Source organism: Streptomyces cyaneus (assembly GCF_004028635.1).
In the GTDB taxonomy this organism is placed as follows: domain Bacteria; phylum Actinomycetota; class Actinomycetes; order Streptomycetales; family Streptomycetaceae; genus Streptomyces; species Streptomyces cyaneus.
This window is the reverse complement of sequence record NZ_RQJW01000004.1, coordinates 1-14,696: the sequence shown is the minus strand read 5'-3', so window position 1 is coordinate 14,696 and position 14,696 is coordinate 1. Positions and strand designations below refer to the sequence as shown.

Genomic DNA, 14,696 nt, shown 5'->3' with positions numbered 1-14,696 from the left:
GGCCGATCTTGGTCAACCCCGTCCGCAGCTCAACCCTTCAGCCCGACTTATCCGGCCTGCGGGTCGCCCTTCGTGTACGTGAGGCGCTCCACGGCGCCCGGCTGCCAGTCGTCCTCGATCTTCTTGCCGTTGACGTACAGGTCGATCGCGCCCGCGTCACCGAGGACGAGGTTGATCTTCTCGCCGTCCTGGAAGGTCTTGGAGTCGCCCTGCTTGAGGAGTCCGTCGAAGAGCAGCTTGCCGTTGTGGTCCTTGACACCGACCCAGCTCCTGCCGTCGGCGGCGCTGACCTGGACGGTCACCTTGTCCTGCGGGACGGCGGCGATGGCGCTGTCCGACGGCTTCGGGTCCTTGGGCTTGTCGGTCTTCGGCGTGGGCGTGGTCTTGTCGGCCGTCGGCGCCGGGCCGCCTTCGGCGACCGAGGACTTGCCACCCTCGTCCTCGCCCTTGAACGCGGTGAACCCGACGAACCCGATCACGGCGACGATCGCGGCGACCATGGCCGCGGTCCAGTTGGGCCCGCGCCGCTCGGGGCGGATGCGTTCCGCCTCGAACAGGGGGGCAGCCGGGGTCGGCGCCGGTCGTCCGCCGTGCGAGTCGTCGTACTGGGCGAGAAGCGGGGCCGGATCGAGGTGGACGGCCTTGGCCAGGGTCCGGATGTGGCCTCGGGCGTACACGTCGCCACCGCAGGCAGCGAAGTTGTCCGCCTCGATGGCATGCACGATGGCGATGCGGACCCGGGTGGCGTTACTGACGTCGTCGACGGTCAGCCCTGCGTCGATGCGCGCCTGCTGGAGGGCACGGCCGATCGAGGGGCGGGCTTCGTCGGACACGTCTTCGAACGGACGCTCGTCTTCAGGGGAGTTGCCGATGGACACGGGGGCGCCTTTCGAGCGTTTAAGCCACCTGTGCTGGAGGTTCAGTCTATGGGGGGTACGAAAGGGTGGGGCAACCGGGCGGTGGGACTTTGTACGCCATCGGAATGGCCGGACACGCCGATGACGGAGTACGAGATTGTCGCGCTTCCCTCAACTTGACGTACGCCGAAGGGGAACGGTTGCTCAATGATCCCTTACGGGTGAGTCACAATCGAACATCGACTCATCACCCACCCGTCCGCAAGGCGATCACTGCGTCCCGTTTCCGCCCCGGACTCCCTTTAAGCCTCCCCGCGGATCACGGCCAGCACGCCGTCCAGCTCATCAGGTTTCACAAGAACGTCACGAGCCTTGGAGCCCTCGCTCGGCCCGACGATGCCCCGCGACTCCATGAGGTCCATCAGCCGCCCGGCTTTGGCGAACCCGACGCGCAGCTTGCGCTGCAGCATGGACGTCGACCCGAACTGCGTGGAGACGACCAGCTCGGCCGCCTGGCACAGCAGATCGAGGTCGTCGCCGATCTCCTCGTCGATCTCCTTCTTCTGCTTGGTGCCCACGGTGACGTCGTCCCGGAAGACGGGCGCCATCTGGTCCTTGCAGTGCTGGACGACCGCCGCGACCTCGTCCTCGGTCACGAACGCGCCCTGCATACGAGTCGGCTTGTTCGCGCCCATCGGCAGGAACAGCCCGTCGCCCTTGCCGATCAGCTTCTCGGCGCCGGGCTGGTCGAGGATGACGCGTGAGTCCGCGAGCGACGACGTGGCGAAGGCGAGCCGTGAGGGGACGTTCGCCTTGATGAGACCGGTGACGACGTCGACCGACGGCCGCTGCGTGGCGAGCACCAGGTGGATGCCGGCCGCGCGCGCGAGCTGTGTGATGCGCACGATCGCGTCCTCGACGTCGCGCGGGGCGACCATCATCAGGTCGGCGAGCTCGTCGACGATCACCAGCAGGTAGGGGTACGGCTGGAGCTCGCGTTCGCTGCCCTCCGGCGCCTTCACCTTGCCGTTGCGGACGGCCTCGTTGAAGTCGTCGATGTGCCGATAGCCGTACGCCGCGAGGTCGTCGTACCGCAGGTCCATCTCCCGTACGACCCACTGGAGCGCCTCGGCGGCCCGCTTCGGGTTGGTGATGATCGGCGTGATCAGGTGCGGGATGCCCTCATAGGCGGTCAGCTCGACGCGCTTGGGGTCGACCAGCACCATGCGGACGTCCTCCGGGGTCGCCCGCATCATGACCGAAGTGATCAAGCAGTTAATGCACGACGACTTACCGGAACCGGTCGCACCGGCAACCAGCACATGCGGCATCTTCGCGATGTTGGCCATCACATAGCCGCCCTCGACATCCTTGCCGAGCGCGACCAGCATCGGGTGGTCGTCCTCGGCGGCGGCCGCGAGGCGCAGCACGTCACCGAGGTTGACCATCTCGCGGTCCGTGTTCGGGATCTCGATGCCGACCGCGGACTTGCCGGGGATCGGGCTGATGATCCGCACGTCCGGGCTGGCGACCGCGTACGCGATGTTCTTCGTCAGCGCGGTGATCCGCTCGACCTTCACGGCGGGGCCGAGCTCGACCTCGTAACGCGTGACCGTCGGCCCGCGCGTGAAGCCGGTGACGCGGGCGTCGACCTTGAACTCGGTGAAGACGGTGGTCAGCGACTCGACGATGGCGTCGTTGGCGGCGCTGCGCGACTTGCCGGGGCCACCGCGCTCGAGGAGGTCGAGCGACGGGAGCGAGTACGTGATGTCGCCGGACAGCTGGAGCTGTTCGGCACGCGACGGCAGGTCCCGCATCTGGTCGGGTGCGGCCTTGGTGAGGTCCGGGACCTCGGACTTGGTGAGATCCGGAACTTCGGTCTTGGGCAGCTTCTCCTGCTTGGGCCGCGCGGCAGGGACGGGCGTCGGCACCGGGGTGGTCTCCGCGCGGTCGCCCACGCTCACGCCCTGGGTGAGGTCGGCGACGATCGGCGAGGGCGGCATCCCGTGCAGGACGGCGCCGTCGAGAGCGGCAGCGGCGGCCGCTGCGACGTCCACAGCGTCCATGGGACGGTCCATCTCGGGCTGCGGCACCGCAGAGCGCCTCGGTCGGCCGCGACGCCGCGAGAGGGCCTCCTGCTCGGCGCTGTCGGGGTCGTACGCCTCGGGGGCCGGGGGGCGCCTGCGGCCGCGCGACGCGGGCAGCGCCTCGCGCCACTGGTCGTCGTAGCGCTGCTCGTCCTCGGTGTACTCGTCGTCCTCGTCGGGGTCGGGCAGGATGCCGAGCTTCACACCCAACTGCCGCAGCCGCTGCGGGATGGCGTTGACCGGGGTGGCCGTGACGACCAACAGCCCGAAGATCGTGAGCAGCACGAGCAGCGGTACGGCGAGGACCTCGCCCATGGTGTACGTCAGCGGGGTCGCCGCGCCCCAGCCGATGAGCCCGCCCGCGTCCCTTATGGCCTGCATGCCGTCGCTGCGGGCCGGCGAGCCGACGGCGATGTGGACCTGGCCGAGCACGCCGATGACGAGCGCGGACAGCCCGATGACGATACGGCCGTTGGCCTCGGGCTTCTCGGGGTGCCGGATGAACCGTACGGCGATGACCGCGAGCAGTATCGGCACGAGCAGGTCGAGCCGGCCGAACGCGCCGGTCACGATGATCTCGACGAGATCGCCGACGGGGCCGCGCAGATTGGACCAGGTGCCGGCCGCGACGATCAGGCCGAGTCCGAGGAGCAACAGCGCGACGCCGTCCTTGCGGTGGGCGGGGTCGAGGTTCTTCGCACCCTGCCCTATGCCCCGGAACACCGCGCCGACCGCGTGCGCCAGCCCGAGCCAGACGGCGCGCACGAGCCGGTAGATGCCCCCGGTGGGGTTAGGCGCCGGCTTGGGCGCGGGCACGGCTTTCTTCGCCGCGGCCTTCTTGGCCGGCGCCTTCTTCGCGGGGGCTTTCTTGGCAGCGGCCTTCTTCGCCGGAGCCTTCGCGGAAGCGGCCGCCTTCTTTGCGGGCGGCTTCTTGGCTGCGGAGGGACGTGAGGCCATGGGTGTGAGGTTACCGGTGGAGGAAGCAGCGGACACGTGTGCCCACTGCTTCACCCGTTCGTGTCGCGCTTGTGGAGGCAGTGAACTGACGCCGGTTCACGGGCCGATAACGCCCGGGACGGCTCGACATCGCCCGCCGGCCAACGCGGGCCACCGCGAGGTCAGTTCTGCGAGGGCACCGAGGAGGCGCTCCCCGTGCCCGGCTCCAGCGCGTCCAGTGCCCGCCGCAATCCCGTGAGTTTGCGTTCGAGATGAGCCGCCGTGGCGACAGCCGCCGCGTCTGCCGACTCGTCGTCAAGCTGCTTGGACAGGGCCTCGGCCTGCTCCTCGACCGCGGCGAGCCGCGCCGACAGCTCGGCGAGCAGGCCCGCCGGCTCCTTCGCGTCCCCGCCTGCGGCCTTGCCGCCGCCCTCCAACTGAAGCCGCAGCAGCGCCGCCTGCTCGCGCAGCTGGCAGTTCTTCATGTACAGCTCGACGAACACGGAGACCTTCGCCCGCAGCACCCACGGGTCGAACGGCTTGGAGATGTAGTCCACCGCGCCCGCCGCATAGCCACGGAAGGTGTGGTGCGGGCCGTGGTTGATCGCGGTGAGGAAGATGATCGGGATGTCCCGGGTCCGTTCCCGCCGCTTGATGTGCGCCGCGGTTTCGAAACCGTCCATTCCCGGCATCTGGACGTCCAGCAGAATGACCGCGAAATCGTCCGTCAGCAGTGCTTTGAGCGCTTCCTCCCCGGACGATGCCCGCACCAGGGTCTGATCGAGCGCAGAGAGGATCGCCTCCAGCGCCAGCAGATTCTCCGGCCGGTCATCGACCAGGAGGATCTTGGCCTTCTGCACCATGGCCCGCCCTCCTCGCCCCGGCAGTGCACCGGGCTCCGCCCCAGGGGACGGCTCCCTTACGCCGCCCGCCCTCGTGCCGGTCATGGTAGCCGCACCCCGCCTGTCGCCACACCCTGTCACCGCGATGTCACTGTGCACGTAGCAGAAACGTAGCGGGAGACCAGAAGGTTCCCCCAATCCCGCACTTCTACACGGCTTCGAGCACACTGAGTCAGCAACTCCGTGTGAACACTGTTGGTTCCTGTCACTGCTCCCTCATCCACTGGTCCATCACCGCCAGCAGATGATCGGGATCGACCGGCTTCGTGACGTAGTCGGAAGCGCCCGACTCGATCGCCTTCTCCCGGTCGCCCTTCATCGCCTTGGCGGTCAGCGCGATGATCGGAAGCCCGGCGAACTGCGGCATCCTACGGATCGCCGTGGTCGTCGCGTACCCGTCCATCTCGGGCATCATGATGTCCATCAGGACGACTGCCACGTCGTCGTGCTGCTCCAGGACCTCGATGCCCTCACGCCCGTTCTCGGCGTACAGCACGGACAGACCGTGCTGCTCCAGGACACTGGTCAGCGCGAAGACATTACGGATGTCGTCGTCGACGATCAGCACCTTCTCACCGCCGAACCGGATGCCCCGGCGCGACTGCGACGCCGCGTTCTGCTCCGCCGCCGACCACTGCTCCGGCTGCGCCGGCCGCTGTTCGAGCTCGCTCGCGGCCCTGCGGCGGCGCCTGAAGAGCGCGGCGGCGCCGTTCTGCGTCTCCCGGTACGACCTCACCTCGGCCGGCGTCTCGATCTCCACGTCGGCCAGCTCCGCCAGCTCGGCCGCCGATGCCACCAGGTCGCCGGCGTCGAGGGCCGGCAGCTGCTGCTGATAACCGTGCGGCGGCAGTTCGCTCGGATGCAGCGGCAAATACAGCGTGAACGTCGAGCCGCGTCCCGGCTCGCTCTGCGCGTGGATCTCCCCGCCGAGCAGCTGCGCGATCTCCCGCGAGATGGACAGCCCCAGCCCCGTACCGCCGTACTTGCGGCTGGTCGTGCCGTCCGCCTGCTTGAACGCCTCGAAGATCACCCGCATCTTGCTGGCCGCGATCCCGATACCGGTGTCGGTCACGGAGAACGCGATCAGTGGCGCGTCCGCCTCGGTCAGCGAACCGGCCTCGAGCAGCTGCTCCCGGATCTTCATCGGTACGTCCGCGCTGGCCGGCCGGATGACCAGCTCGACCGACCCGGAGTCGGTGAACTTCACCGCGTTGGACAGCAGATTGCGCAGCACCTGCAGGAGCCGCTGCTCGTCGGTGTGCAGCGTGGCGGGCAGCTCGGGCGAGACCCGTACGGACAGATCCAGGCCCTTCTCCGCGGTCAGCGGCCGGAAGGTGGCCTCCACGTAGTCGACGAGCTGTACGAGCGCGATACGCGTCGGAGAGACGTCCATCTTGCCCGCCTCGACCTTCGACAGGTCCAGGATGTCGTTGATCAGCTGGAGCAGGTCGGAGCCGGCGCCGTGGATGGTCTCGGCGAACTCGACCTGCTTCGGCGAGAGGTTGCCCTCGGCGTTGTCGGCGAGCAGCTTGGCCAGGATCAGCAGCGAGTTGAGCGGCGTACGCAGCTCGTGCGACATGTTGGCGAGGAACTCGCTCTTGTAGCGCATCGACACGGCCAGCTGCTCGGCGCGCTCCTCCAGGACCTGCCGTGCCTCCTCGATCTCGGTGTTCTTGACCTCGATGTCGCGGTTCTGCTGAGCCAGCAGCTCGGCCTTCTCCTCCAGTTCGGCGTTGGACGCCTGGAGGGCCTTCTGCCGGTTCTCCAACTCGGCCGAGCGCTCACGGAGTTGCTCGGTCAGTTCCTGCGACTGCTTCAGCAGCACCTCGGTCTTGGTGTTGACGGAGATGGTGTTGACGCTGGTCGCGATCATCTCGGCGATCTGGTTGAGGAAGTCCTTCTGGATCTGCGTGAACGGCGTGAAGGACGCCAGCTCGATCACGCCGAGCACCTTGCCCTCGAACAGCACCGGAAGGACGATCACCTGCGCGGGCGGGGCCTCCCCGAGCCCGGAGGAGATCTTCAGATAGCCGCTGGGCGCGTTCTCCACCAGGATCGTGCGCTTCTCCTCGGCGGCCGTCCCGATGAGCGCCTCACCCGGCCGGAAGGACGTAGGCATGGAGCCCATCGAGTAGCCGTACGAACCGAGCATCCGCAGCTCGTACTGGTCCTCCGCCTCGGCACTCATGTCCTTGCCGTCGAGGAGTGGCATCGCGACGAAGAACGCGCCGTGCTGTGCCGTCACCACCGGCGTCAGCTCGCTCATGATCAGCGAGGCCACGTCCTCCAGGTCCCGCCTGCCCTGCATCAGGGCGGAGATACGGGCGAGGTTGCCCTTGAGCCAGTCCTGCTCCTTGTTGGCGATCGTGGTGTCGCGCAGGTTGGCGATCATCTTGTTGATGTAGTCCTGGAGCTCCTGGATCTCGCCGGACGCGTCGACGTCGATCTTCAGGTTCAGGTCGCCACGGGTCACCGCGGTCGCCACGCGCGCGATGGCACGCACCTGCCGAGTAAGGTTTCCTGCCATTTCGTTCACGGACTCGGTGAGGTCGCGCCAGGTTCCGTCGACGTCACGCACGCGTGCCTGGCCGCCGAGCTGTCCTTCTGTGCCCACCTCGCGGGCGACTCGGGTGACCTCCTCGGCGAAGGACGACAGCTGGTCGACCATCGTGTTGATCGTCGTCTTGAGTTCGAGGATCTCGCCACGAGCGTCAATGTCGATCTTCTTGGAGAGGTCGCCCTTGGCGATGGCGGTCGTGACCAGGGCGATGTTGCGCACCTGACCGGTCAGGTTGGACGCCATCTGGTTCACGGACTCGGTGAGGTCCTTCCACGTACCGGCCACACCAGGCACATGCGCCTGACCACCGAGGATGCCGTCCGTGCCCACCTCGCGGGCCACCTTGGTGACCTGGTCGGCGAACGAACTCAGCGTCTTCACCATGGTGTTGAAGGTGTCGGCGAGCTGCGCGACCTCACCGCGCGCCTCGATCGTCACCGTCCGCGTCAGGTCGCCGTTGGCGACGGCCGCCGCGACCTGGGAGATGTTCCGCACCTGCATGGTCAGGTTCTTGGCCATCAGGTTCACGTTGCCGCTGAGGTCCTTCCAGATGCCCGTGACACCCGGAACGTGCGCCTGGCCGCCCAGGATGCCCTCGGTACCCACCTCACGGGCCACCCGGGTCACCTGCTCGGCGAAGCTGGACAGCTGGTCGACCATCGTGTTGACGGTCGTGACGAGTTCGAGAATCTCGCCCTTCGCGTCCACGGTGATCTTCTTCGACAGGTCGCCCTTGGCGACCGCGGTCGTGACCTCGGCGATCTGACGCACCTGGATGGTCAGGTTGTTCGCCATGAAGTTCACGGACTGGGTGAGGTCCTTCCAGGTGCCGGAGACGCCCTGCACCTCAGCCTGACCGCCGAGCTGGCCCTCCGTACCCACCTCGCGGGCGACCCTGGTGACCTCCTCCGCGAACGACGACAGCTGGTCCACCATCGTGTTCAGCGTGTTCTTGAGCTCCAGGATCTCGCCGCGCGCGTCCACGGTGATCTTCTGCGACAGGTCACCCCGGGCGACCGCCGTGGCGACCTGGGCGATGTTGCGCACCTGGGCCGTAAGGTTTCCTGCCATTCCGTTCACGGAGTCGGTCAGGTCCCGCCACACACCGGCGACACCGGGCACCTGCGCCTGACCGCCGAGGCGGCCCTCGGTGCCCACCTCGCGGGCGACCCGGGTCACCTGGTCCGCGAAGCCGGAGAGCTGGTCGACCATCGTGTTGATGGTGTTCTTCAGCTCCAGGATCTCGCCACGTGCGTCGACGTCGATCTTCTGGGACAGATCACCGCGGGCCACCGCAGTGGTGACCTGCGCGATGTTCCGCACCTGGGCCGTAAGGTTTCCTGCCATTCCGTTGACGGAGTCGGTGAGCTCCTTCCACGTCCCGGCCACACCCGGTACGACCGCCTGACCGCCGAGGCGGCCCTCCGTACCCACGTCCCGGGCCATCCGGGTCACCTGGTCGGCGAAGGACGACAGCTGGTCCACCATCGTGTTCACGGTGTTCTTCAGCTGGAGCATCTCGCCGGAGACGTCCACGGTGACCTTCTGCGACAGATCACCGTTGGCCACCGCCGTGGTGACCTGGGCGATGTTCCTCACCTGTCCGGTGAGATTCCGGAACGCGGTGTTGACGGAGTCCGTCAGGTCCTTCCACGTCCCCGCGGCCCCCGGCACCTGCGCCTGCCCACCGAGCTCACCCTCGACACCGACCTCACGTGCGACACGCGTGACCTCGGAACCGAAGGACGACAGCTGATCGACCATGCCGTTGACGGTGTTCTTCAGCTCGAGCATCTCGCCGGCCACGTTGACCGTGACCTTCTGAGAGAGATCACCATTGGCCACGGCCGTTGTGACCGCGGCGATGTCCCTCACCTGAATGGTGAGATTCCGGAACACCGTGTTGACGGAGTCCGTCAGGTCCTTCCAGGTACCGGCCGCACCCGGCACATTCGCCTGACCGCCGAGCTGTCCGGCCGCACCGACCTCGTTGGCCACGCGCGTGACCTCGTCCGCGAAGATCCGCAGCGTCTCGGTCATCTGGTTGATCGTGTCCGCGAGCTGAGCGACCTCGCCGCGTGCGGAGACGGTCACCTTCTGCGAAAGGTCACCGTTGGCGACCGCGGTCGTCACCTGTGCGATACCGCGCACCTGCGCGGTCAGGTTGCCGGCCATGAGGTTCACCGAATCGGTGAGGTCCTTCCACACCCCGGCCACACCCGGCACCTGCGCCTGCCCGCCGAGCTCGCCCTCGGTGCCCACCTCGCGCGCGACTCGCGTCACCTCGGAGGAGAAGGACGACAGCTGGTCCACCATCGTGTTGACGGTGTTCTTGAGCTCCAGCATCTCGCCGGCCACATGCACGGTGACCTTCCGGGACAGATCGCCCTTGGCGACCGCCGTGGTCACCAGCGCGATGTCCCTCACCTGGGCAGTCAGCCGGTACGCCATCGTGTTGACGGAGTCCGTGAGGTCCTTCCACGAACCCGACATGCCACGCACGCGTGCCTGCCCGCCGAGCTTGCCCTCGGTGCCCACCTCGCTGGCCACGCGCGTGACCTCGTCGGTGAACGTCGACAGCTGATCGACAAGGTTGTTTACAGTCCGCCCGACCTTGAGGAACTCACCCCGCAGCGGATGCCCGGTCCCGTCCGGCGCCTGCGTCCGCAACTCCATCCGCGGCGACAGATCACCCTCGGCCACCGCGGACAGCACCCGGCCGACCTCGGAGACGGGCCGCACAAGGTCGTCGACCAGGGCGTTGGAGTTGTCGACGGCGGCCGCCCAGGAGCCCTCGCAGGCGCCCGTCTCCAGCCGTTCCGTGAGCTTGCCCTCACGGCCCACCATGCGCCGCACCCGCGACAACTCACCGGTCAGGTGGAGATTGCGGTCGGCCACGTCGTTGAAGACCGCCGCAATCTCGGACATCACGTCGTCCCCGGACACCGTGAGCCGCTTCCTGAAGTTCCCGTCGCGCATCGACACCAAGGCCGCCAGCAGCCGGTTCAGGGCAGCGGTGTCCACCGCAGTGGTCCCGTTGCGCGGCTTGCGCTCGTTCTTCAGGGACTGTCCGCCTTTCGCGCGCGTCTTAGTGCCCCGCGTCGCTGCGCCAGACTCCACTGTGTCCCTCCCGCAGGGGTCGACCGTTACTGCTGTGCTCGGCTTCTACTGCTCGGCGTACCCGTTACTGCTGGGCGTTCCTGCCGGATATACCAGGCCACACCACGTGCTGCTGCCCGCAGAACGCGAATGACACTCAGCCTGCCCGGACCTTCACAAGAAGCTTGCCCAGTGTTTCACCCTGGCTGAACCCGGCCATAACAGTTCGGCAGCTTCGCACATCGTCCGCACACCCTCCGGACGGAAACACTGCAGACCGGCATCCGCATGGCCGTCGAAGGTAAGTAACCTTGCATGCGGCTGTCCAGCCGCGCCGGTCCGTCCGGCCTGGGCGGTGGCAGGAGGAGCACGAGCGGGCATCGGAGGGGCAGCCGGACATGACCACCGGACTGATCCCGGGGGGACCATCCCCGGACCGGCCGACGGGCGCGCGCATGCCGCACCAGCGGCGCGACCCGGTCGGCCACGGAGCCCTGCACGTCGACAACCGGACGAGGAGTTCTGTGATCACCGCGCGCGCGGCAGCCACCTTCGACCCCGTCGGGCGATCAGTCGCGAGCGCCCGCTCCTTCGTCCGCGACACGCTCCAGGGCTGGGGCTTCGCCGACATCGTCGACGACGCCGTCGTCCTCACCAGCGAACTGGTGACGAACGCCGTCGTCCACGCGGGTACGTCCGCGGACGTCCTGTGTCTGCGCAGTGACGAGGGTGTACGGATCGAGGTGGCCGACCGGTATCCGGAGCGGGAGATCCCCCTCCAGGGCTCCCCCGTCAACATGGGCAGCCCCGACCGCGAGGGCGGCCGCGGCCTCCAGCTGTGCGCGGCCCTGGCCGCCTGCTGGGGCGTCGAGTACACGCCCACCCACAAGCAGGTCTGGTTCCAACTCGACCTGCCCGAACGCCCGGTGGGCACCCGCGCCGCCGGCCCGTCCCTCCCCGCCGACCTCCTCCCGCTCGCCGACGGCCGCGTCCGCGTCGCAGTGGTCCAGATCGACCGTACGGGCGCCATCTCGTCCTGGAACGAGGACGCGGACGATCTATTCGGCTATGCGGCCGAGCAGGTCATCGGCAAGCCCCTGACCGACCTCGCGGCCTGGCCGCACACGCCGGGCACCAGCACCGGTATCGCCGAGGCGCTCCAACTCTCCCGCTGGGAGGGCAGCTACGGCATAAGGGGCGCCAACGGCCGCGTCATCCCGGTGTACGCCTCCCACCTCCGCGTCCGCGACACGGACGGCGAACCCTCCACGGTCTGCCTCCTGGTCCGGGACCACGAACGCGCCGTCCTGCAGACCCCGTTGCGCGTACCGGCCTCCGACACGTCCACCACCTCCGAGGGCCAGAGCACCGACCCCTTCGAGGTATTCATCGGCTCCCCCGCCCCGGACGACCTCGACGGCCTCCTCCAGCGCACGGTGGAACGCGCCCGCGACATGCTCGACGGCGACTCCGCGTTCCTGCTCCTCGCGACCGACGACGAGACCGAGCTGGAGGTCCGCGCATCGACGGGGCTGCCCTCCGCCCGCCAGCGCTTCGCGCGCGTGCCCGTCGAAGCGGGCCCCGGCCGCTACGGCTCCGCCCGCATGCCGGCCGTCCATGAGGACCTCACCATGGTCCCCGGCGCCGTGCCCCTGCTGAACGGCACCGGCATGCGCTCGGTCGTCACGGTGCCCCTGAAGGTCGAGGGCCGCCTCACCGGCTCGCTCGGCGTCGCCGCCGAGGCCCCGGCCAGATACTCCAACGAAGAGGCACTGCGCCTGCAGTTCGCCGCCGACCGCATCGCGTTGGCGGTGGAATCGGCCCGCCTGGGCGAACTGGAACGCCTGCGCCGAGGCTCACTCAGCTTCCTCGTCGAGGCCTCCGACCTGCTCGCCGGCACTCTGGACCGCGACCAGACCCTGGCCCTGATGGCCCAGATGACGGTCCCGACCCTGGCCACCTGGTGCGCCGTCTACACGATCGCCGATCAGGCCTCGGAGCCGTATCTGTCGTACGTCCTGCACGAGGACGAGGAACTCATCGACGGCATTAAGTCGTTGCTGTCGAAGATCGCCCCACCGGACCCGGTCCCCACCCCCGGCGCCCGCGTCTGGTCGGCCCCCGCCCAGTCGGCCCACCAGGCGGCCCTGCGCACGTCCATGCGCAGCCTGGGCCTGGGCGAGCCCCCACACCGGGTCAGCACGGGCATCGGCCCGACCCTGGCCACCGCGTCCGCGGTGGGCGGCGAGACCGTCGTACTGCCGTTGGTGGCCCGCAACCGAGTCATCGGCATGTTGACGCTCGGCAAGCCGACCGACGAACACTTCCGCCAGGAAATCCTGGAACTCGCCGAGGACTTGAGCCGCCGAGCCGCCCTGGCCCTGGACAACGCCCGCCTCTACTCCGAGCGCACAGCCATCAGCCAGTCCCTCCAGCGCAGCCTCCTGCCGCCCGAGCTCCCCGAGATCGACGGCGTCGAGGTCGAGGTCATCTACCGCGCGGCCGGCGAGGGCAACGAGGTGGGCGGTGACTTCTACGACCTCTTCCCGATCAGCGACGGCGCCTACGGCTTCGCCATCGGCGACGTCTGCGGTACGGGCCCGAACGCAGCAGCGGTCACGGGCCTGGCCCGGCACGCGCTACGGCTCCTCGCACGCGAGGGCCTCAGCGGCCCGGCGGTCCTGGAGCGCCTGAACTCCGCGATCCTCGACGAGGGCGCGCGCAGCCGCTTCCTGACGCTCCTCTACGGCGAGTTGAGGCCACAGGAGGACGGCAGCGCCGAGCTGAAGGTGGTCTGCGCCGGCCACCCGCTCCCCCTCCGCCTCCGCCAGGACGGCACGGTCGAGCCGGCCGCCGAGCCCCAGCCGCTCCTCGGCGTCATGGAAGACCTGGAGCTCTACGAGCAGACGGTCACCCTCGACCCGGGCGACGTCCTCCTGTGTGTCACGGACGGCGTCACCGAACGCCGCGAAGGCAGCCGCATGCTGGGCGACGACGGCCTCACCGACGTCCTCACCACCTGCACGGGCCTGACAGCGGGCGCGGTAGCGGCCCGCATCATGCGCGCGGTCGAACGCTTCGCTTCGGACGCCCCGTCCGACGACATGGCGATCCTGGCGATGCGGGTGCCGGGCATCCACAAGGACTGAGAAGAGACACAAGGAGGGCATGAGAAAGGCCCCGCCCGAATGGGCGGGGCCTTCTGTCTGGAGCCCCCAAACGGAATCGAACCGTTGACCTTCTCCTTACCATGGAGACGCTCTGCCGACTGAGCTATAGGGGCCTGTCACCTTTTGCGAAGTTTCCCTCGCGGCAACGGAATAGATCATACCCCGAACACACCCGTGCTCCCAACTCCATCAGAAGGCGGGTTGGAGCAGTCCTCCGAGCGCATTGCAGGCCGACACGATCCGCTGCATGTCCCGCTTCGTCAAAGAGGCGTCGACAGGCAGAGCCAACGTTTCATCAGCGGCCCGCTCGGTCTCCGGCAGGGACACACACCGCCGGTACTCAGGCAGTCGATGTACGGGCGTCTTCACCGGCACCCGGCACTCAACTCCCCTGGCCCGCACGGCCCGAGCGAAGGCGTCCCGATCAGGCCGCCCGTTCCCCGGCACCCGAACGACGTACTGCTGGTAGGTGTGCCCGTCCCCGCCATCAGGCGTCCGGACACCCCTCAACTTCGCGTCCAGATACGAGGCCCGCTGCCTGCGCTGAGCGACCTCGTCGTACGGAGCCTCGGACTCACCCTGCTCCAACACCAACAGCCCACGCCGCTGGCCGAGTTCGTGCAACCGCGCGATATCAGCCGACCGACCAAAGCGATGTACGGCGACGACGGCCGCCGTCCGCGGGGTGACGACCGCCTCGACAGCCACGGCTTCCAGGCAGTACGTCACCGGGTCTATGTCGGCGAAGACCGGCAGTGCCCCGGCCAGGACAACAGCTTCGGCGACTTCGACGTTCCCGAAGGCCGGTACGACAACCTCGTCACCGACTCCGACGCCGGCGGCCCTGAGCATTGCAGCAGTACCCATACGGGGGATGTTGGTTGCGGAACGTGAACTCCAGGTGACGCACAACAAAAAAGGGTTGGACCCGGAACCGAAGTTCCGGGTCCAACCCTATTAAAAGGAGTTCGGCGGCGTCCTACTCTCCCACAGGGTCCCCCCTGCAGTACCATCGGCGCTGTAAGGCTTAGCTTCCGGGTTCGGAATGTAACCGGGCGTTTCCCTCACGCTATAACCACCGAAAC

General features: G+C 68.2%; 6 protein-coding genes, 1 tRNA gene and 1 rRNA gene. 1 reads left to right on the top strand and 7 read right to left on the bottom strand.

The genetic code is table 11. From position 1 onward, the window contains the following. Positions 1-47: 47 nt before the first annotated feature. From EHO50_RS15375 to EHO50_RS15360, 4 genes are all read right to left on the bottom strand, one after another. Positions 48-878 carry a helix-turn-helix domain-containing protein gene (locus tag EHO50_RS15375; RefSeq protein ID WP_128430732.1) on the bottom strand — a complete coding sequence of 277 codons (831 nt, stop codon included), beginning with the start codon at positions 876-878 and terminating at the stop codon, positions 48-50. A 281-nt stretch (positions 879-1,159) separates the two neighbouring features. Continuing rightward, positions 1,160-3,901 (bottom strand): DNA translocase FtsK, encoded by a 2,742-nt coding sequence (locus tag EHO50_RS15370; RefSeq protein ID WP_246101179.1) that lies wholly within the window; start codon positions 3,899-3,901, stop codon positions 1,160-1,162. A 161-nt stretch (positions 3,902-4,062) separates the two neighbouring features. Continuing rightward, positions 4,063-4,743, bottom strand: coding sequence for a response regulator (locus EHO50_RS15365; RefSeq protein ID WP_062700248.1), 681 nt, complete (start codon positions 4,741-4,743; stop codon positions 4,063-4,065). A gap of 244 nt (positions 4,744-4,987) precedes the next feature. Next, complete coding sequence (locus EHO50_RS15360; RefSeq protein ID WP_128430730.1) at positions 4,988-10,462, bottom strand: HAMP domain-containing protein; 5,475 nt, start codon at positions 10,460-10,462, stop codon at positions 4,988-4,990. Between the two features lie 377 nt (positions 10,463-10,839). Between EHO50_RS15360 and EHO50_RS15350 the strand changes: the two genes are divergently transcribed. After that, positions 10,840-13,590, top strand: a complete 2,751-nt coding sequence (locus EHO50_RS15350; RefSeq protein ID WP_128430728.1) for a SpoIIE family protein phosphatase — start codon at positions 10,840-10,842, stop codon at positions 13,588-13,590. Between the two features lie 58 nt (positions 13,591-13,648). Here the strand turns inward: EHO50_RS15350 and EHO50_RS15345 are convergent. From EHO50_RS15345 to rrf, 3 genes are all read right to left on the bottom strand, one after another. Further along, a tRNA-Thr gene (locus EHO50_RS15345) sits at positions 13,649-13,724 on the bottom strand. Between the two features lie 76 nt (positions 13,725-13,800). After that, positions 13,801-14,463 (bottom strand): DegT/DnrJ/EryC1/StrS family aminotransferase, encoded by a 663-nt coding sequence (locus EHO50_RS15340; RefSeq protein WP_128431245.1) that lies wholly within the window; start codon positions 14,461-14,463, stop codon positions 13,801-13,803. 114 nt (positions 14,464-14,577) lie between these two features. Next, positions 14,578-14,694 (bottom strand): 5S ribosomal RNA (gene rrf, locus EHO50_RS15335). Positions 14,695-14,696: the final 2 nt, after the last annotated feature.

Coding starts and splice junctions, on each gene's coding strand:
- EHO50_RS15365 (WP_062700248.1), bottom strand. CDS start 4,743: ATGGTGCAGAAGGCCAAGATCCTCCTGGTCGATGACCGGCCGGAGAAT.
- EHO50_RS15340 (WP_128431245.1), bottom strand. CDS start 14,463: ATGCTCAGGGCCGCCGGCGTCGGAGTCGGTGACGAGGTTGTCGTACCG.
- EHO50_RS15350 (WP_128430728.1), top strand. CDS start 10,840: ATGACCACCGGACTGATCCCGGGGGGACCATCCCCGGACCGGCCGACG.
- EHO50_RS15370 (WP_246101179.1), bottom strand. CDS start 3,901: ATGGCCTCACGTCCCTCCGCAGCCAAGAAGCCGCCCGCAAAGAAGGCG.